Source organism: Streptomyces sp. NPDC038200 (genome assembly GCF_055600785.1).
In genome coordinates, this window is record NZ_JBVJYH010000010.1 from 195840 (window position 1) to 213484 (window position 17645).

The 17645-nt window shown below is 73.6% G+C and carries 14 protein-coding genes; 8 read left to right on the plus strand and 6 right to left on the minus strand.

Annotated features, from left to right (window positions below):
- Positions 1–33: 33 nt before the first annotated feature.
- The 4 genes from ACZ7KF_RS22215 to ACZ7KF_RS22230 all read left to right on the plus strand — a co-directional run bounded on the left by ACZ7KF_RS22215 (position 34) and on the right by ACZ7KF_RS22230 (position 3754).
- Positions 34–1383, plus strand: coding sequence for an enolase C-terminal domain-like protein (locus tag ACZ7KF_RS22215; RefSeq protein WP_471077573.1), 1350 nt, complete (start codon positions 34–36; stop codon positions 1381–1383).
- Between the two features lie 302 nt (positions 1384–1685).
- Entirely contained in the window at positions 1686–2678 is a 993-nt protein-coding gene (gene dhaK / locus ACZ7KF_RS22220) for a dihydroxyacetone kinase subunit DhaK (protein ID WP_471077576.1), read from the plus strand.
- Between the two features lie 67 nt (positions 2679–2745).
- Positions 2746–3354: a dihydroxyacetone kinase subunit DhaL gene (gene dhaL, locus ACZ7KF_RS22225; protein WP_471077579.1), complete on the plus strand. Its 609-nt coding sequence runs from the start codon at positions 2746–2748 to the stop codon at positions 3352–3354.
- The gene (locus ACZ7KF_RS22230) at positions 3347–3754 is read left to right on the plus strand and encodes a PTS-dependent dihydroxyacetone kinase phosphotransferase subunit DhaM (RefSeq protein WP_471077582.1); all 408 of its coding nucleotides are present in this window, start codon (positions 3347–3349) and stop codon (positions 3752–3754) included. Before dhaL ends, ACZ7KF_RS22230 begins: the two co-directional genes overlap by 8 nt.
- Here the strand turns inward: ACZ7KF_RS22230 and ACZ7KF_RS22235 are convergent.
- Entirely contained in the window at positions 3739–4482 is a 744-nt protein-coding gene (locus ACZ7KF_RS22235) for a glycoside hydrolase family 75 protein (protein WP_471077585.1), read from the minus strand. The two genes, ACZ7KF_RS22230 and ACZ7KF_RS22235, sit on opposite strands and share 16 nt — an antisense overlap.
- Before the next feature lie 472 nt (positions 4483–4954).
- On the opposite strand from ACZ7KF_RS22235, the gene ACZ7KF_RS22240 reads away from it, so the two are divergent.
- Entirely contained in the window at positions 4955–5926 is a 972-nt protein-coding gene (locus ACZ7KF_RS22240) for a fibronectin type III domain-containing protein (protein WP_471077588.1), read from the plus strand.
- 291 nt (positions 5927–6217) lie between these two features.
- Positions 6218–6781 carry a hypothetical protein gene (locus ACZ7KF_RS22245; RefSeq protein WP_471077591.1) on the plus strand — a complete coding sequence of 188 codons (564 nt, stop codon included), beginning with the start codon at positions 6218–6220 and terminating at the stop codon, positions 6779–6781.
- Positions 6782–6821: 40 nt separating this feature from the next.
- On the opposite strand, the gene ACZ7KF_RS22250 is transcribed toward ACZ7KF_RS22245, so the two are convergent.
- Positions 6822–7379, minus strand: a complete 558-nt coding sequence (locus tag ACZ7KF_RS22250; protein ID WP_471077594.1) for a PadR family transcriptional regulator — start codon at positions 7377–7379, stop codon at positions 6822–6824.
- Between the two features lie 84 nt (positions 7380–7463).
- Positions 7464–9479, minus strand: a complete 2016-nt coding sequence (locus ACZ7KF_RS22255) for an NADPH-dependent 2,4-dienoyl-CoA reductase (RefSeq protein ID WP_471077597.1) — start codon at positions 9477–9479, stop codon at positions 7464–7466.
- Between the two features lie 159 nt (positions 9480–9638).
- On the opposite strand from ACZ7KF_RS22255, the gene ACZ7KF_RS22260 reads away from it, so the two are divergent.
- A complete protein-coding gene (locus ACZ7KF_RS22260) occupies positions 9639–10037 on the plus strand; it encodes a tautomerase family protein (RefSeq protein WP_471077600.1) in 399 nt (132 codons plus the stop codon).
- Between the two features lie 26 nt (positions 10038–10063).
- On the opposite strand, the gene ACZ7KF_RS22265 is transcribed toward ACZ7KF_RS22260, so the two are convergent.
- Positions 10064–10438, minus strand: a complete 375-nt coding sequence (locus tag ACZ7KF_RS22265) for a hypothetical protein (protein WP_471077603.1) — start codon at positions 10436–10438, stop codon at positions 10064–10066.
- A 95-nt stretch (positions 10439–10533) separates the two neighbouring features.
- On the minus strand, positions 10534–11415 hold the full coding sequence (locus ACZ7KF_RS22270; protein WP_471077606.1) for a hypothetical protein: 882 nt from the start codon (positions 11413–11415) through the stop codon (positions 10534–10536).
- Positions 11416–11726: 311 nt separating this feature from the next.
- Here ACZ7KF_RS22270 and ACZ7KF_RS22275 point away from each other — a divergent pair, with 311 nt between their 5' ends.
- On the plus strand, positions 11727–13805 hold the full coding sequence (locus ACZ7KF_RS22275) for a SpoIIE family protein phosphatase (protein WP_471077609.1): 2079 nt from the start codon (positions 11727–11729) through the stop codon (positions 13803–13805).
- A 59-nt stretch (positions 13806–13864) separates the two neighbouring features.
- Here the strand turns inward: ACZ7KF_RS22275 and ACZ7KF_RS22280 are convergent, their stop codons facing one another.
- Positions 13865–17641 carry a trypsin-like peptidase domain-containing protein gene (locus ACZ7KF_RS22280; protein ID WP_471077612.1) on the minus strand — a complete coding sequence of 1259 codons (3777 nt, stop codon included), beginning with the start codon at positions 17639–17641 and terminating at the stop codon, positions 13865–13867.
- Positions 17642–17645: the final 4 nt, after the last annotated feature.

A 17645-nucleotide genomic window follows, 5' to 3' on the forward strand; every position in this document is an offset into this window, starting at 1 on the left:
TCTCCCGCCGGCCGCACAGGAAGGGCCCGACCCATGAGCGCCACGGCACTCCGCGCCGCCGCCACCCCCGTCCTCGCCTCGATGCGGGTCGTCCCGGTCGCGGGCCAGGACAGCATGCTGCTCAATCTCAGCGGCGCGCACGGCCCGTACTTCACCCGGAACCTGGTGATCCTCACCGACTCCGACGGCCGCACCGGTGTCGGCGAGGTGCCCGGCGGCGAGGGCATCCGCCGCACCCTGGAGGAGGCCCGCGACCTGGTCGTCGGCCGCCCCGTCGGCGATGTACAGGCGGTCCTGCGGGCCGTGCGCGAGCGGTTCGGCGACCGCGACGCGGCCGGCCGCGGACCGCAGACCTTCGACTTGCGGATCACCGTCCACGTGGTGACCGCCGTCGAGTCGGCGCTGCTGGACCTGCTCGGCCAGTACCTCGGTGTGCCGGTCGCCGCGCTGCTCGGTGAGGGCGTGCAGCGCACCACTGTCCCCGTCCTCGGCTATCTCTTCTACGTCGCCGACCGCCGCCGCACGGATCTGCCGTACCGTGAGGAGCCGGGCGCGGAGGACGCCTGGCTGCGGCTGCGCAACGAGGAGGCACTCACACCGGACGCGATCGTGGCGCTGGCCGAGGCGGCCCAGGAACGGTACGGGTTCCAGGATTTCAAGCTGAAGGGCGGCGTCCTCGACGGGCGGGCCGAGGCCGAGGCGGTCACCGCGCTCGCCGAGCGCTTCCCGCAGGCCCGGATCACGCTCGACCCGAACGGTGGCTGGCTGCTCGCCGACGCCGTCGCGATCGGCCGCTCGCTGCGGGACGTCCTCGCCTACGCCGAGGATCCCTGCGGTGCGGAGGGCGGCTTCTCCGGGCGCGAGACGATGGCGGAGTTCCGGCGCGCCACCGGACTGCGGACCGCCACGAACATGATCGCCACCGACTGGCGGCAGCTCGGTCACGCCGTCAAGGCGGACGCGGTCGACATCCCGCTGGCCGACCCGCACTTCTGGACCATGAACGGATCCGTGCGCGTCGCCCAGTTGTGCGATGCCTGGGGGCTGACCTGGGGTTCGCACTCCAACAACCACTTCGACGTGTCGCTGGCGATGTTCACGCAGGTCGCCGCCGCCGCGCCCGGTGACATCACCGCGATCGACACGCACTGGATCTGGCAGGACGGCCAGCGTCTGACCCGTGAGCCGCCGGTCATCCGCGACGGTGCCGTGGCGCTGCCGGAACGCCCGGGTCTGGGGATCGAGTTGGACATGGATCAGGTCGAGGCGGCGCACGAGCGCTACCGGGAGCTGGCTCTCGGGGGCCGTGACGACGCGGCCGCCATGCGGTTCCTGATCCCGGACTGGGAGTTCGACCCGAAGCGCCCGGCGCTGGTGCGCTGACACCTCCCGTCTCCCGTCTCCCGTTCTCCCGGGGACCGGCGCCGGCGACGACGGCGACGGCGACCGGATGTCCGGCACGCGGCCCGGGACCTGGCCCGGCGGCGCACCACGTCACGTCACCGCCGCGACCCCGTCCACACACCCTGCGTCACCACGGGCCGGGGCCGTCGGATCCCCGCCGCGGCCCGGCCGCCGGCGGCCCCGGAGGAGAAGCTGCGGCGCACATGACCTTCGCTGCCTCAAGGTCGATACTGAGGAACAAGGCTCCGTCCACCTGCCGCTGAGCTTCCTAGGAGACAGGCATGAAAATGCTGATCAACGTGCCGGAGACCGTCGTGGCGGACGCGCTGCGCGGTATGGCGGCCGCGTATCCCGACCTGAACGTGGACGTGGAGAACCGGGTGATCGTCCGCCGGGACGCCCCGGTGGCGGGGCAGGTCGCGCTCGTGTCGGGCGGCGGTTCCGGGCACGAGCCGCTGCACGGCGGGTTCGTCGGGCCGGGCATGCTCTCCGCCGCGTGCCCCGGAGAGGTGTTCACCTCGCCGGTGCCCGATCAGATGGTGCGTGCGGCGGCGGCCGTGGACAGCGGGGCCGGTGTGCTGTTCATCGTGAAGAACTACACCGGTGACGTGCTGAACTTCGACATGGCGGCCGAGCTGGCCGAGGACGAGGGCATCCGGGTCGCCAAGGTGCTCGTCGACGACGACGTGGCGGTCACCGACAGCCTCTACACGGCCGGGCGACGGGGCACCGGCGCGACGCTCTTCGTGGAGAAGATCGCGGGTGCCGCCGCGGCCGAGGGGCAGCCGCTGGAGCGGGTGCAGGCCATCGGCCGGCAGGTCGACGAGAACTCCCGCAGCTTCGGCGTGGCCCTCAGCGCCTGTACGACCCCGGCGAAGGGCAGCCCGACCTTCGATCTGCCGGACGGCGAGCTGGAGTTGGGTATCGGCATCCACGGCGAGCCGGGCCGGGAGCGGCGGCCGATGATGACCTCCGGGGAGATCGCCGACTTCGCGGTCAACGCCGTCCTGGAGGACATGCCGCCGCGCAGCCCGGTGCTGGTGCTGGTCAACGGCATGGGCGCGACCCCGCTGCTGGAGCTGTACGGCTTCCACGCCGAGGTGCAGCGGGTGCTGCGCGAACGCGGTGTGGCCGTGGCCCGCACCCTCGTCGGCAACTACGTCACCTCCCTGGACATGGCGGGCGCCTCGGTGACGGTGTGCCAGGCCGACGAGGAGCTGCTGCGGCTGTGGGACGCGCCGGTGAAGACCCCGGCGCTGCGCTGGGGAATGTGACACGGCGGAAGCAGCCGGCCAACGATCCGGCCGCACGGCCGACAGCCCTACCACGCGAGGAGATCCAGTGCTCGACGCCGACTTCTTCCACCGTTGGATGACGGCGGCCGCCGCGTCCGTCGACCGCGAGGCGGAGCGGCTCACCGCCCTCGACTCGGCCATCGGGGACGCCGACCACGGCAGCAACATGCAGCGCGGGTTCAGGGCCGTGACGGCCACCCTGGAGAAGGAGGCGCCGGACACCCCGGGCGGCGTCCTGACCCTGGCCGGGCGGCAGTTGATCTCGACGGTCGGGGGGGCCTCCGGGCCGCTGTACGGCACCCTGCTGCGCCGGGCGGGCAAGGCGCTCGGCGATGCCGCCGAGGTCGGCGAGGAGCAGCTGGCCACGGCGTTGCGCGCGGGCGTGGAGGGGGTGATGGCGCTCGGCGGGGCCGCGCCCGGCGACAAGACCATGATCGACGCGCTGCTGCCGGCCGTGGACGCGCTGGCGTCCGGGTTCGCCGCCGCGCGGGCCGCCGCGGAGGAGGGCGCGCTCGCCACCACGCCGCTGCAGGCCCGCAAGGGCCGGGCGAGCTATCTGGGCGAGCGCAGCATCGGCCACCAGGACCCGGGGGCGACCTCGTCGGCGCTGCTGATCGCGGCGCTGGCCGACACGGCGGAGGCGAACGGTGAGTGACGAGAAGCTGGTCGGGATCGTGCTGGTGTCGCACAGCGCGGAGGTGGCCGCCTCGGTCGGGGAGCTGGCGAAGGGCCTGGCGGGCGGGGCGAGCGCGGTGCCGGTGGCCGCGGCGGGCGGCACCGAGGGCGGCGGGCTCGGCACCAGCGCGGAGCTGATCTCCGCGGCGGCGGCCTCGGTGGACCGTGGGGCGGGGGTGGCGGTGCTCACCGATCTGGGCAGCGCGGTGCTCACGGTGAAGGCGCTGCTCGCCGACGACGAACTGCCGGACGGCGCGCGCCTGGTGGACGCTCCGTTCGTGGAGGGCGCGGTGGCCGCGGTGGTCACCGCCGCCGCGGGTGCCGACCTGGACGCGGTGGAGGCAGCGGCGGCGGAGGCGTACAGCTATCGCAAGGCGTGACGGGGTTTCCCGGTCGGGGCCGGCCGGTTCTTCTCGACGAAGCGTCTGGCCAGCCACTCCCCCTTCTTCACCGCCGCCGCGTGGTTCTCCAGGTGGCTGACGCGGGAGTCCCGGAAGACGATGTAGGTCACGCCGGAGGGCACCCCGCCGTCGCGCGGGTCGGCCCGGACACCGAGGCCGCGGGCGGTGGCGTAGGAGGCCTCGCCGATGATGTCGCGCGGGCCGGTGTCGCCGACGACCGCGTACTGCACCCGGTCGCGGTAGATCACGGCGGCCACGGAGCCTCCTCGTACGCCGTGCGCGTGGAAGTTCCAGCGGCGGCTCGGCGCCGGGACCACGATGTAGGGCAGAGTCGCGGCGTTCAGCTGACGTCCGTCCGACGCCTGGAAGGCGGTGGCGGTGGTGAACAGCGGGTCGGTGCGGCGGTTGCAGCGGGAACTGGGCCGGCCGTCGCAGTCGATGTCCAGGTCGGCCTTCCAGAAGACGGCGTCCCGGGTGCCGCAGACGCGGACGGTCGCGGGACTGTCGGCGTCGGTGCGGTACCGACTGTGGGAGAGCTTGGCGCATCGGCCGACCCGGGTCAGCAGGTCGGCGGCGGTGACCGCACCCTCGCCGTGGGCCACGGGCCGCCGTTCGGTGGGCTGGGCTGCGGTGGCCGGTTCGGGCAGCGCTGCCGGGGCGAGCAGAGCGGCGCCGGCCGCGGCGAGCGTCAGCGACGGGACACGCACGATGAGGGACCTCTCGTCGGGGACAAGGCGGACATCCCGCCCACTGTGCGGTGGGCCGGGGCCCGCGACCGCGGGAGCCACCACGAAAGGGCCGGATGGAGCACACACCTGACACCCCGTGAGGGGACAGCGACGGCGGGTCGACGCGGGCGGGGCGACGCGGGCGGGGGCGACGGCGGGTCGACGCGGGCGGGGGCGACGGCGGGGACAACAGGGGCCGGGGATCCGGGACCGAGTACCGGACCGGACCCCCCGGCCACCCGCGCCGGCGCGGGATCGGCGACGACAGCGTGTCCGCGCCACAGGCATGAACTGGCCTTCCCTCTCGCGCAGTTCAGCCGTAGGGAGCTTCAGCATACGTAACTTCCGGGGATGGTCACCAACACGGCCCCCTTGCTGTGACCGCACCGGCCGGGCCATATTGGTCCGGACCTTTACGTGACGCCGAGGCCGTTCGGGGGGAGGCAGAGCCGTGCGCGTTCCCGTTCCGCCCGTGCTGGTCTGCGGGGCGCTGCTGCTGGTGGCGTCCTGCGGCTGGAGCCGGGCCGACGACGGCGGCGAGGGCCGTGTGCCGGGCGCGCCGGCCGGGATCACCGCCGCGGCGGGCAGTGCCACCAGCGTGCACGTGATGTGGAACGCGGCGCCGGAGGGGGCCGGGGTCCGGTCCTACGAGGTCTATCGCGGCCCCACCAAAGTCGCCGAAGTGCCGGGTGGGCAACACATGGTGGACGTCACCAGGCTCAGGCCGTCCACCCCGTACGCCTTCACCGTGCGGGCCCGGGACAGCGCGGGCCGGCTGGGGCCGCCGAGCCGGGTGGTGCGGGCCCGGACGCCGGCCGTCGAGGCGGCGGACCGCGAGGCACCGACCCGGCCGCCGGAGGCCACCGGGCGGGCCGTGGGCAGCCGCGCGGTCCAGCTGTCCTGGGGCGCGTCCCGGGACGACCGGGGTGTGCTGTCGTACGACGTCTACCAGGGCGGCGTGAAGATCCACAGTGTCGGCGGGAACCAGACCGCCACCGTCGTCACCGGCCTGCGCCCCGGCAGCCGTTACGTCTTCACCGTGCGGGCCCGGGACGCCGCCGACAACCTCTCCCCCGCCGGCGCGCCGGTCCGCCTCACCACGCCGGGCAGCGACGACGGCCGCAGCACCGCACCCGTCGGGTTCACCGCCGCCACCCATCGCTCCGGCGGGGCCTACTACATCGACCTGGCCTGGGACCCGCCGCGCACGGACGGCGTGATCACCGAGTACCAGATCCAGCTCGACGGTACCGCGGCCACCTCGCTCGTCTGGGGCGGCACCCCACCGCGCGGCCGGGCGCACCACAGCTTCTACGCGGGCACCGCCGCCGGCGAGGAGCACCGGGTACGGCTGCGGGCGCGACTGCCGGACGGCACCTGGGGCGGCTACTCGGCGGAGCGGACGGTGACCACTGACGGCTGACGGCTGACGGTCGTACCGTGCCCGCCGCCCCCACAGGCGGGCGCGCCCCGGCCGACGGCCGTGCCCGGGCCGGCCCGCCCGTACGCCGGCCCGCCCCTCCACGTGGGGCGCCCCGGTCCGGGGGCCGCGGGGCCCGCTGCGCCGGACGGAGGAACACGTCACCTGACCGGACCTGTCCCGCGTGCGGGCGGGCCGGAGGCGGCGTTGGCTGCGGTGGAGGCAGCACGGACGCTTCCCGACCTCGGCGGCGCATGGGACGTACCGCCAACCGTGCCGCCGGAGGCCAAGCCCATGCTCAACTCGCGACTTCTGCTCCGCTCCGGCCCGACCCTGGCGGCCGCCGCCGTGCTCCCGGCCGCGCTCGCCGGGCCGTCCGCCGCGGCCTCGGGCATCTCGGTCAGCACCACCGGCTCCACGGTCTCGGTCGTCACCAGCGCCTGCACCCAGATCAACGGCAGCTGGGGAACCGCGGCGCTCCTCACCAGCCAGCAGGCAAGCTTCGCCCAGGGCCGCCAGGTGACCCTGGCCGGCACGACCGTCAGCCAGTCCGCGGCCTGGACGGGAGTCAACCCGGGGACGTACACGGTGGTGGTGGTCTGCTCCAGCGGCAGTACCGCCGGCAGCCAGTCGGTGATCGTCTCGGGATCCACGACCCCGACGACCCCGGCGTCCAAGAGGCCGACGATCTCGGCCACCTCCAGCCCGGCACCGTCCCGGGGTGTGATGGGCGGCCTCGGCGGCGCCGCCCGCGACTACGGCCCCCTGACGCTGGGCGTCGGCGCGGCCCTGGTCGGTGCCGGGGTCGTCGCCACGGGCTGGGTGCTGCGCCGCCGCTCGAAGCCGTACCGGCTGTGAGCGGCCGTGCCGGCCCGGGGGCACCTGGCCGGCCGAGGCGTCAGCTCTGCTCCCCGACCTCGTCGGGCAGCTCGGCGAACTCCGCCACGGCACGGGTGAGCCACTGCGTCCAGAACGTCTCCAGATCGATCCCCGCCCGCAGGACCAGGTGGCGCAGCCGGTCCTGCGGGGCGTCCCGGTCCGGCGGGAAGTCGCGCTTCTCGATCTCCTGGTACGTGGTCAGCTGCCGCCGGTGCAGCTCCAGATGGCGCCGCAGATCGGCCTCCAGGCCGCCCGTGCCGACCACGGCCGCCGCGCGCAGCCGCAGCAGGAGCGGATCCCGCTGGGGCTTGGGGTCCTGCGCGGCGGCGGCCCAGCGGGCCAGTTCGGCGCGGCCCGCGGGCAGGACCTCGTAGCTCTTCTTCTGGCCGCGGGCCGGCTGCTCGGCCGGCAGGGTGCGGATGAACCCCTCGGCCTCCAGCTTCCCCAGCTCGCGATAGATCTGCTGGTGCGTCGCGGACCAGAAGTAGCCGATCGACTTGTCGAACCGACGGGTCAGCTCCAGCCCCGACGACGGCTTTTCCAGCAGGGCGGTGAGGATCGCGTGCGGGAGTGACATGTGCTCATCCTAGGGACGGGCTCGTCCGGCGGGCGGGTCCGTCCGGGAGGTGGGTCGCCGGCCCCCCGAGGCGGGCTCCGGCCGCTACAGCGCCGCCGCCACCTCCGTGCCCTGCTTGATCGCCCGCTTGGCGTCCAGTTCGGCCGCGACGTCCGCGCCGCCGATCAGATGGGCGCTGCGCCCGGCGGCGATCAGCTCCTCGTACAGGTCGCGGCGCGGTTCCTGGCCGGTGCAGAGCACCACCGTGTCCACCTCCAGGACCGTGCTCTCCTCGCCGACGGTGATGTGCAGGCCGGCGTCGTCGATCCGGTCGTAGCGCACGCCCGGCACCATGGTGACGCCGCGGTGCTTCAGCTCGGTGCGGTGGATCCAGCCGGTCGTCTTGCCGAGTCCGGCGCCGACCTTGGTGGTCTTGCGCTGGAGCAGGTGGACCTGGCGGGGCGGGGCGGGCCGCTGCGGGGCGGCGAGGCCGCCGGGCGCCCGATAGTCCATGTCGACGCCCCACAGCCGGAAGTACGTCTGCGCGTCCTCGCTCGCCTTGTCGCCGCCGTCGGTGAGGAACTCGGCGACGTCGAAGCCGATGCCGCCGGCGCCCAGGATGGCGACGCGGTCGCCGACGGGGGCGCCGTCGCGCAGCACGTCGAGGTAGCCGAGGACACGGGGGTGGTCGACGCCGGGGATGTCGGGGGTGCGCGGGGTGACGCCGGTGGCGACGACGACCTCGTCGTAGTCGGCCAGGTCGGCGGCGGTCACCCAGGTGTCCAGGCGTACGTCGACGCCGTGTGCGTCGAGCTGGTGCCGGAAGTAGCGCAGCGTCTCGTCGAACTCCTGCTTGCCCGGGACCTTGCGGGCGACGTTGAGCTGTCCGCCGATCTCGGCGGCCGCGTCGAACAGGGTGACGGCGTGGCCGCGCTCGGCGGCGGAGACCGCGCAGGAGAGACCGGCCGGACCGGCGCCGACGACGGCGACGCGCTTCGTGAGCCGGGTCGGGGACAGCACCAGCTCGGTCTCGTGGCAGGCGCGCGGGTTGACCAGGCAGGAGGTGATCCGGCCGCTGAAGGTGTGGTCGAGGCAGGCCTGGTTGCAGCCGATGCAGGTGTTGATGGCCTCGGGGGTCCCGGCGGCGGCCTTGGCGACGAAGTCGGGGTCGGCGAGCATCGGGCGGGCCATGGAGACCATGTCCGCGTAGCCGCCGGCGAGCAACTCCTCGGCGAGTTCCGGCGTGTTGATGCGGTTGGTGGTCACCAGGGGCACGGAGACCTCGCCCATGAGCTTCTTGGTGACCCAGGTGTAGGCGCCGCGCGGCACGGAGGTGGCGATGGTGGGGATGCGGGCCTCGTGCCAGCCGATGCCGGTGTTGATGAGCGTGGCACCGGCGGCCTCGACGGCCTTGCCGAGGGTGATCACCTCGTCGAGCGAGGAGCCGCCCGGGACCAGGTCCAGCATCGACAGCCGGTAGATGATGATGAAGTCCTCGCCGACGGCTTCGCGCACCCGCTTGACGATCTCGACGGGGAAGCGCATCCGGTTCTCGTACGAGCCGCCCCAGCGGTCCGTGCGCCGGTTGGTCCCGGCGGCGATGAACTCGTTGATCAGGTAGCCCTCGGAGCCCATGATCTCGACGCCGTCGTAACCGGCCTGCCGCGCCAGACGGGCGGCGCGGGCGTAGTCCTCGACGGTGCGCTCGACGTCGTCGTCGGTCAGCTCACGGGGGACGAAGGGGCTGATCGGCGCCTGGAGCGGGCTCGGCGCGACGAGGTCCTGGTGGTAGGCGTACCGGCCGAAGTGGAGGATCTGCATCGCGATCCGGCCGCCTTCGCGGTGCACGGCGTCCGTGATCTCCCGGTGCTGCTCGGCCTCCGCCTCGGTGGTGAGCTTGGCTCCGCCCTCGTACGGCCGCCCCTCCTCGTTCGGGGCGATGCCGCCGGTGACGATGAGTCCCACTCCCCCGCGTGCGCGGGCCGCGTAGAACGCCGCCATCCGCTCGAAGCCACGCTCGGCCTCCTCCAGGCCGACGTGCATCGACCCCATGAGCACGCGGTTGGGCAGCGTGGTGAAGCCCAGGTCGAGCGGGGTCGTCAAGTGCGGGTAACGGCTCATGGGGCCCTCCGTGCGCGGTGTCGTCGCTTCTTGTTGTAGAGGAAGCCCGACGCCTTTTGCAACTAGTTGCACAATCGCGGAGGGGTGACTCCAGCCACTCTGTACCTACTGGTATGTACAATCGCCGGTGACCTGTCCGCCCTCCGAGAGGACTCAGCCATGCCCTTCGTCCGCATCGACACGCTCGGTACCGACCCCGCCCGCCTCGACGCACTGGGCCAGGCCGTCCAGGACGCCCTGGTGGAGACGCTGGACATCCCGCCCGGGGACCGCTTCCAGGTCCTGACCGGTCACGACGGCGTCACCGGCACCCTGCGCTACGGCGACCATCCGCATCCGGGGGTGGACCGGGACGACTCGCTGGTGTTCGTCGCGATCACCCTGCGCGCCGGGCGCGACGCGGACCGCAAGCGGGCGATGTACCGGCGGATCGCCGAGCTGGTCCACGAGCGCACGGGCACCGAGCCGCGCAACGTGTTCGTCACCCTGACCGAGAACGGCTCCGCCGACTGGTCCTTCGGCCACGGTCTGGCGCAGTACGCCCCGGCCGACGGCTGAGCCGGCCGGGGCGCCACCTCAGGGGTTCAGCGGCTTTCCAGGCGCAGGTGCAGATCCCGCTCCTGGTCGCCGGAGGCCGTGCAGGTCTCCTGCACGCTGAACATGGAGTCCAGGGTGTGCCGGAACCGCTCCACCGCCCAGTAACTGCCCTGGACGTCCGCCTGGACGGGCGAGTCCAGATGGACCGGCGGACAGCCGTGCCCACGAGCGTCCGCGACGTCGTAGGTGCCGAGCCATACCATCGGTCGGGTCTCGTGGAGCTGCTGGGGCACTTCCTCGGGAGTCCGGTCGGAAGCGAAGCAGGAGCTGAGCGCTTCGAAGACGAGCCGGGCGTCGTCCTTGGAATATCCACTGATCTCCACCGAGACGGTTTCCGGATGCGACCGCTCCGTGTCTGTCATGATCGCTCCTTTCGTTGGCCGCGCTGCGGTGGATCGGGGTACCCCGCCGAACCGCGTCCATCCCCAGGAAAACACCACGGACCGCCGCGCACACCTCAGCCGCGGGAGAACTTGTACGTCTTGCTGTCCGTCAGCACGCAGAAGCCGGGCGAGACCACGATCACGCGCAGGACGCCGCTGCGGCGGTCGTAGTCGATGCCCTCCGCCTCGAAGGCGCCCGAGCAGGAGCTGCGCAGCGGCAGCTGACGCAGGACGCCGACATGGCCGGTGACGTCGGCCGTGCCGGCGGGCGCGGCCGACAGGTCGACCTGGAGCAGCGGCTTGGTGACGCCGAAGAGGCTGCCCTCCGGGTCGTCGGAGGAGCACAGCAGGGTGGTCGGGCCGGAGAAGTCGCAGCCCTGCACGTCCCGGACGGCGTGGTCCAGGCGGACGGTCGCGACCTGCGGGAGGTTCGCCGAGGGAGAGGTCGACGGGTTGACGCCCGGGGTCGGGAAGACGAGGAAGCGGGTCATCGTGCCGTACTCGCCCGACAGCATCCACTGGCCGTCGGGCGAGATCGCGACCCAGGAGTTGTTCAGCGCCTCGCCCGCGCCGAGCGTGTGGACGTACTCCGACCAGGCGCCGCCGGGCGCCTGCACGCGGTACATCTTCGAGTTGCCGGAGTCCTGCTGGTAGGGCTCGATGTAGTAGCCGTTGTACGAGGCGTCGGGGTCGCCGACGTGGTTCCAGCCGCGGCTGGAGACACCGAGGGGGATGGTGCCGATGCCGGTGTACCGGTTGGGGCTGTTCGCCGGGACCTCCACCGAGGTCAGACCCTGGCTCTCGGTCAGCGGGTCGGCACGGTCGGAGCCCGTCTCGGTCCAGAGGTCGGCCGCGCCGGACGGTGCCGGGGCGGCGAGGGACACGACGGCGGCGGTGGCGAGGGTGACGAGTCCGGCGAGAACTCCGTGACAACGTTGCCGGGCGAACGCGGGCATGGCCGACTCCTCGAAGGGGTGGGGGCACTCGAACGGCGGACAGTCTGGCGTGGCGTCGTGGTCATGTACAGACCAATGGAGCAACATGAGCGTGAACTCTCACGGCTCGCGGGACCGCGCTGTACGGTCTCGGGGAAGCCTCGCGGCGCGCATCACCGGCGCGGCGACTTCGGCGGACGTCCGCCGCCGTGTCGAGAGATGGTGGAGGCTGACGGCGAAGGCGTCGGAGAGTCTGGTGTGAGCGCGGTAGAACAAGGGGAGTCGGCACGGGGGACGGCGTGCCGTGCGGACGGGCGAAGGCGGTGCGTGGCATGAGTGCAGCCGAGGCTCCGGTGGCGGAGAACGGCGAGCCGGCGCGCGGGCCGGTGCGTCCGGGCGGTCTGCTCGACGTACTGGGCGTGGCGTCGGTGGTGCTGGACACCGACGGGCGGATCGTCCTGTGGAGCCCGCAGGCGGAGGAGCTGTTCGGCTACACCGCGCAGGAGGCCCTCGGCCAGTACGCCGCTCGGCTGATGGTGCACGAACGGCACGTCCAGCTGGTCGGCAAGCTCTTCGCCGACGTGATGCGGACCGGGCAGAGCTGGGCCGGTGGCTTCCCGGTCCGGCACAAGGACGGCAGCACCCGTCTGGTGGAGTTCCGCAACATGCGGCTGCTGGACGACCGCGGGGACGTGTACGCCCTCGGGCTCGCGGCCGACCAGTCGACCGTACGGCGGCTGGAGCAGGACGTGGCGCTGTCCGAGCGGATGGTGCAGCAGTCCCCGATCGGCTACGCCGTGCTCGACATCGAGCTGCGGTTCGTCTCGGTCAATCCGGCGCTGGAGCGGATCAACGGGGTGCCGGCCGCCGGCCATGTGGGCAGAACGCTGCCCGAGGTGCTGCCCCTGCTGGACGCCGACGCCCTGGAGGCCACCGCCCGGCGGGTGCTGGAGACGGGTGTGCCGGTGATCGCGGGCACGCTCGTCGGGCGCACCCCGGCCGACCCGGACGAGGACCACACCTGGTCGCACTCGCTGTACCGGCTGGAGGACGCCATGGGCAACGTGCTCGGGGTGGCGGTCTCCGTGGTCGACATCACCGAGCAGCACCGGGCCTCCGTGGAGGCGGAGGCGGCGCGGCGCCGGCTCGCGGTCATCGCCGACGCCTCCGCCCGGATCGGTACGACGCTCGAACTGGAGCGCACCGCCTGCGAGCTGGCCGAGGTCGCGGTGCCGGAGCTGGCGGACGTGGCGGCCGTGGACCTGCTGGACGCGGTGGTCGAGGGCCGGCCCAGCACGCTCGGCCCCTCGGAGTCCGCGGTGATCCGGGCGCTCGCCCTGCGCCCGGAGGAGGGCTCGGACGCCGTGCGGGCCGCCGACCGGCCCGGCGGGATCGCCCGGTACGCACCCGACCGCCTGGTCACCGAGTGCGTGCGCAGCGGCGAGGCGGTGCTGGTGCCGCAGGTCAAGGACGAGGACCTGCCGCGGATCGCCCGCTCACCCGAGGCGGCCGTCCTGCTCGGCCGGGCGGGACTGCACTCGTACCTCGCGGTGCCGCTGATCGCACGCGGCGAGGTGCTGGGCGCGCTCGACCTCAAACGCACCCGCAATCCGGCTCCCTTCGACGAGGACGACGTCCTGCTGGCGCGGGAGCTGGCCGCCCGGGCGGCCGTGCAGATCGACAACGCGCGCTGGTACCAGAACGCCCGCAACACCGCGCTCACGCTGCAGCGCAGTCTGCTGCCCGGTCACCCGCCGGTCACCACCGGTCTGGAGGTGGCCTCCCGCTACCAGCCGGCGGGCGCCACCAGCGAGGTGGGCGGCGACTGGTTCGACGTCATCCCGCTGGAGGGGGGCAAGACCGCGCTCGTGGTGGGCGACGTGATGGGCAGCGGCATCAGCGCCGCCGCCACGATGGGCCGGCTGCGCACGGCGACGACCACGCTCGCCGCCCTCGATCTGGACCCGGCCCGGCTGCTGGAGCACCTGGACAAGACGACCTCGGCCCTGGACCATTCCATCGCGACCTGCGTGTACGCCGTCCACGACCCGCATCTGCGCCAGTGCCGGATCGCCAACGCCGGCCATCTGCCGCCGGCCCGGGTACGCCCCGGCCGTCCACCGGAGCTGCTCGACCTGCCCACCGGGGTGCCGCTGGGGGTGGGCGGGGTCGAATTCACCACCGTCACGGTCGACTTCGAACCCGGCGACGAGCTGGTGTTCTACACCGACGGCCTGGTGGAGACCCGCCGCCACTCGCTGGACGAACGCCTGGCCGCCCTGCTGTCCCTGCTCGACGACCCCGCCCGTCCCCTGGAGGAGACCTGCGACCTCCTCCTGCGCACGCTCCACCACCCGGACAATCACGACGACGTGGCGCTGCTCATCGCGCGGGCGCAGGAACTGCCCTAGCGCGGGATCCGGCCCGGCACCGGACCGGCGGGAGGTCCCGCGGCCTCGAACACCGGCGGTCAGCCGGAGGCGAGGGCGGTGCGCGCGGCGCGCTGTGTGCCGAACTCCTTGTGCAGCCACAGCGGGAAGGACGGGGGGCCGTTGCGGGTGGGGCGGGAGAGGAAGCTCCGGGTCCGCTCGCGTGCCTCGGCGGCGGGCAGCACGCCGTCGCGGTGGCGCCGCAGCACGTCGCGTACGCGCCGCAGTTCCGGGTCGTCGTCCGGGGAGGCGCCACCCGTGCCGTCGGGCGAGGGCAGGGTGGGCAGGCGGGACGCGTGGCCCCCGGCCTGCGCGCCGTCCGGGAGGAACAGGCTCAGCGCGGCGTCCCGCAGCAGCACCTCGGCGTGCAGCAGCGCCGCCTCGACCGGGACCGGGGCGGTCTCGGCGGCCTTCCGAGCCCGGGCGAGGGCGTGTCCGGCCTGTCCGGGGGTGTCGTTCGTCATGTGGAGGGCTGCGAGGTCGACAAGCGTCTCCAGCAGATGGGGGATGCTGCGGTGGCGCTCCCAGTGGTCGGCGGCGCGTCCGAGCATCTCCACCGCGGTGGCCGCGTCGTTGACGGACAAGGCCGCCGAGGCGGCGTTCCGGCAGGAGACCGCCGCGTTCGCCCAGTCCTCGACGGCCTTGTACAGGTCTTCGGCACGGCGCCCGGAGACGATGGAGTCGAACACTCCGGAGGTGGCGCGTTCCGCACGGGCGCGTTCGAAGAAGGCCGAGGCGCGCGTGCCGGTGTCGGCCCAGCGTTCGGCCACCTCGGTCGCGGTGCGGCCCCATCGCAGGGCACGCGCCGTGTCACCCGTCTCCTGGGCCAGGATGCAGGTGTTGATCGCGGCATGCACGGCCTGCGCCTCGCGGCCCATGGCGATCAGGACGTCGGCGGCGCGCTCGGCGGCCACCAGGGCCGCGGGCAGGTTCTCCCCCTTCCACAGCAGCAGACTCACCTTGAAGTCGGCTTCCGCGGCGCGTGCGGTGAGGGCGTGTTCGCGGGCGATCTCCCCGGCGCGCCGGGCAGACTCCAGTGCCGCTTCGCAGGCGGTCTCCGCGAGGGTGTCGGCATTGAGGAGGCATGCCTTGACGGCTTCCTCGGGCTGGCCGTGCCGCAGATGGAGGTCGACCCGTGTGCCGTTGATGTCGAGGACCGCGTCGAGTTCGCCCCGGGCGGAGTACAGCACGTGCAGTCCGACGGCCACATCGGTCGCCAGGTCCAGCCAGCCGTGCCGCTCGGCGAGGTGAACGGCGGCGTGGAAGCGGGTCGGGTCGAGCTCCCCGGACAGGTCGGCGCCTGCGCGCTGGTCGTTGACCTCGGTCAGACGGTCACGGAGATAGGCCACCGAGCGGTGCTGGAAGTCCCTCACGTCTTCCTCGGGTTCCTCCTGGGCGAGCCGCTCCTTCGCGAAGAGCAGCACCAGGTCGAAGAGGCTGAAGGTGGCGAGGTGCCGGCCGGTGAAGGAGCGGACCGCTCGCTGTGCGGCGAGGCTGCGGTCGACCAGCCGGTTCAGCAGCTTTTCCTGGTCGTAGGCCGGAGTGTCCAGGCAGTGCCCTGCCTCGGGCCCGGTCAGGGCGAACCCGGGGGCGGCGGCGATGAGGCGGAACGTGCGGGCGACCTCGGGGCCCAGGATGTCGTAGCTGAGTCCGATCGCGACCCGGACCGCACGGTCGCCGGCGTCGAGGTAGTCGAGCCGCGTGGTCTCCCGCTCCAGCAGTTGCAGGAGGTGCTCGGGGGTCAGGTCGGGCCGGCCGGCCATGCGGGCGGCGACCATGCGCAGCGCCATCGGCACGTCCGCGCACAGGCCGGCGATCCGGTCCAGGGTGACGTGCGGGGCGCCGGTGGTCTCCGGGACACCGTCCTCGTCCCACCCCGCCAGCACCTCGATGGACGCCGCGCGGTCCAGCGGACCGATCCGGAACACCAGTCCGCGGTCGGCGTACCCCTGCACGCTGTCGCGGGAGGTGACGATCGCGCCGCAGGTGGCGGGCACCTTCACGAGCGGCGCGACGTGCTCGGCGTCGAGGGCGTTGTCGAGGACGAGCAGGACGCAACGGTCGCGCAGCCCGGCGGTGAACGCCTCGAACAGATGGGCGTCGCCGCGGGTACCGCCACCGAGATCCAGCCCGAGCGCCTCGCTCACCCTCCTGACGACGTCCCGGGGGTGCTTGCGGGCCTCGGGGACCAGTCCGGCCAGGTCGACGTAGCAGACTCCGCCGGGGAAGGCGGGCGCGAGCAGGCGGGCCGCCTCGACGGCGACCGTGGAGGTGCCGACGCCGGGCTGGCCGGACAGGAAGGCCGTCGCCCTCGCGCGGCGCTCCATGCCGCGGTCGATCTTGCGGACGACCTCGGCGATCAGGTCGTCGCGGCCTGTGACGTACGGGTCGGGGTCGGGCAGCCGGGTCATCTGCGCGGCCAGCGCCGAGAGTTCGGCCCGGTGGTAGTACGACGCCGTCGCGGCGCGCGGCGGGAGCGAGGAAGCCGACGGTCCGGTGGTCCCGCTCGCTCCCGACGAGGGTCCGGCGCCCTTCCCCGGCCGGGTTCCCGGACCGTCGTCGGTGAGGGTGCGGGCCAGGACCGCCTCGGTGGACGTGGAGCGCAGCGGCGGGAGTTGCGCCTCGAACGCGCGCAGGAAGGCCGAGAGGGGGAGGGTGTGCCTGTCGTCGAGGGCAGCCGCCAGGTTGCGGCGGCTCGATTCGGCGAGCTCGGCGAAGAGCGGTCCGCGCACCTCGTCCGCCAGGACACGCCGGAGGGACGCCAGGAGCTGCCCGGACGCGGACACCTCCGCCTCGTCGACGGCTCCGGCGAGCGGTCCGGCCCAGCGGCGGAGAGCTTCCCCGTGCCCCGCGGCCGATGGCAGCAGCACCCGGGGGTCGAGTCCGCGGGCATGCAGCCGGGCCCGGAAGTCCCTGACCGGCACACCGTCCGGATCGTCTCCGGCGGCCCGCGTGATCAGGTCGTCCAGCAGTGGTCCGAGCCGCCCGGTCCCGCGGCAGCTGTCGTCGAGGGCGATCAGGACCCGGGCGGCTTCCAGGGCCGCCTCGCGCGGACCGCCGCCGTCCCCGGGGAGACGGGGGCCGGGCGCGGACGGGCGACCGGGTACCGGACCGGCCGGGAGGCCCGGCGGGGTGTGCTGCGCGGAGGCGACCGCCCACAGAACGGTCTCCGGCTCGCCGTCGGCCAGGACGATCCGGCGGACGAGGGAGAGTGCGCCGACGCTCCGCAGCAGGTCCGTCAGGTCCTCGGTGCGGGCCACCCACACCGAGTCGCGCAGCCAGCCGTCGGTGCTGTTGTAGCGGCCCGACACGACCCCGGCGACGGCGCCGTCCGACAGGCGCAGTACCGGCGCGCCGCTCATGCCGGGCATCAGCGACGTCGACGTCAGCCGGCCCAGTGCGACCCCGCTCCCGCGGACCGTTCCGCCCTGCCAGACACCGGTGGCGTCCAGGTGCCGGTACTCGTGCCCCTTCTCGTCCTCCACCTCCGACACCCCGGTGACCACCACGTCGGTCAGGAGGGCGAACGTGTCCGTGGGCACGAGCCGCGGCACCGGGCCGGGCAGCGGTTCGTGCCGGCGCAGGACGGCCAGGTCGTGCGCCTCGTCGACGGCCAGGACCTCCGTCGCGCAGGCGGTGACCGAGCCGTTCAGCGCGTCGGTCCGCACCTGGTCCCCGGGCCGGTCGCAGCCCAGCTCCTCCAGGATGTGGCAGGCCGTGACCACGAAGCCCGGCGCGATCTGAAAACACGTGCCGGCGGCCTCGTCCCACGCGCCCAGCACCCTCCCCAGGTGCCGCGCGATGCGTGCGTCCCCCATCGGT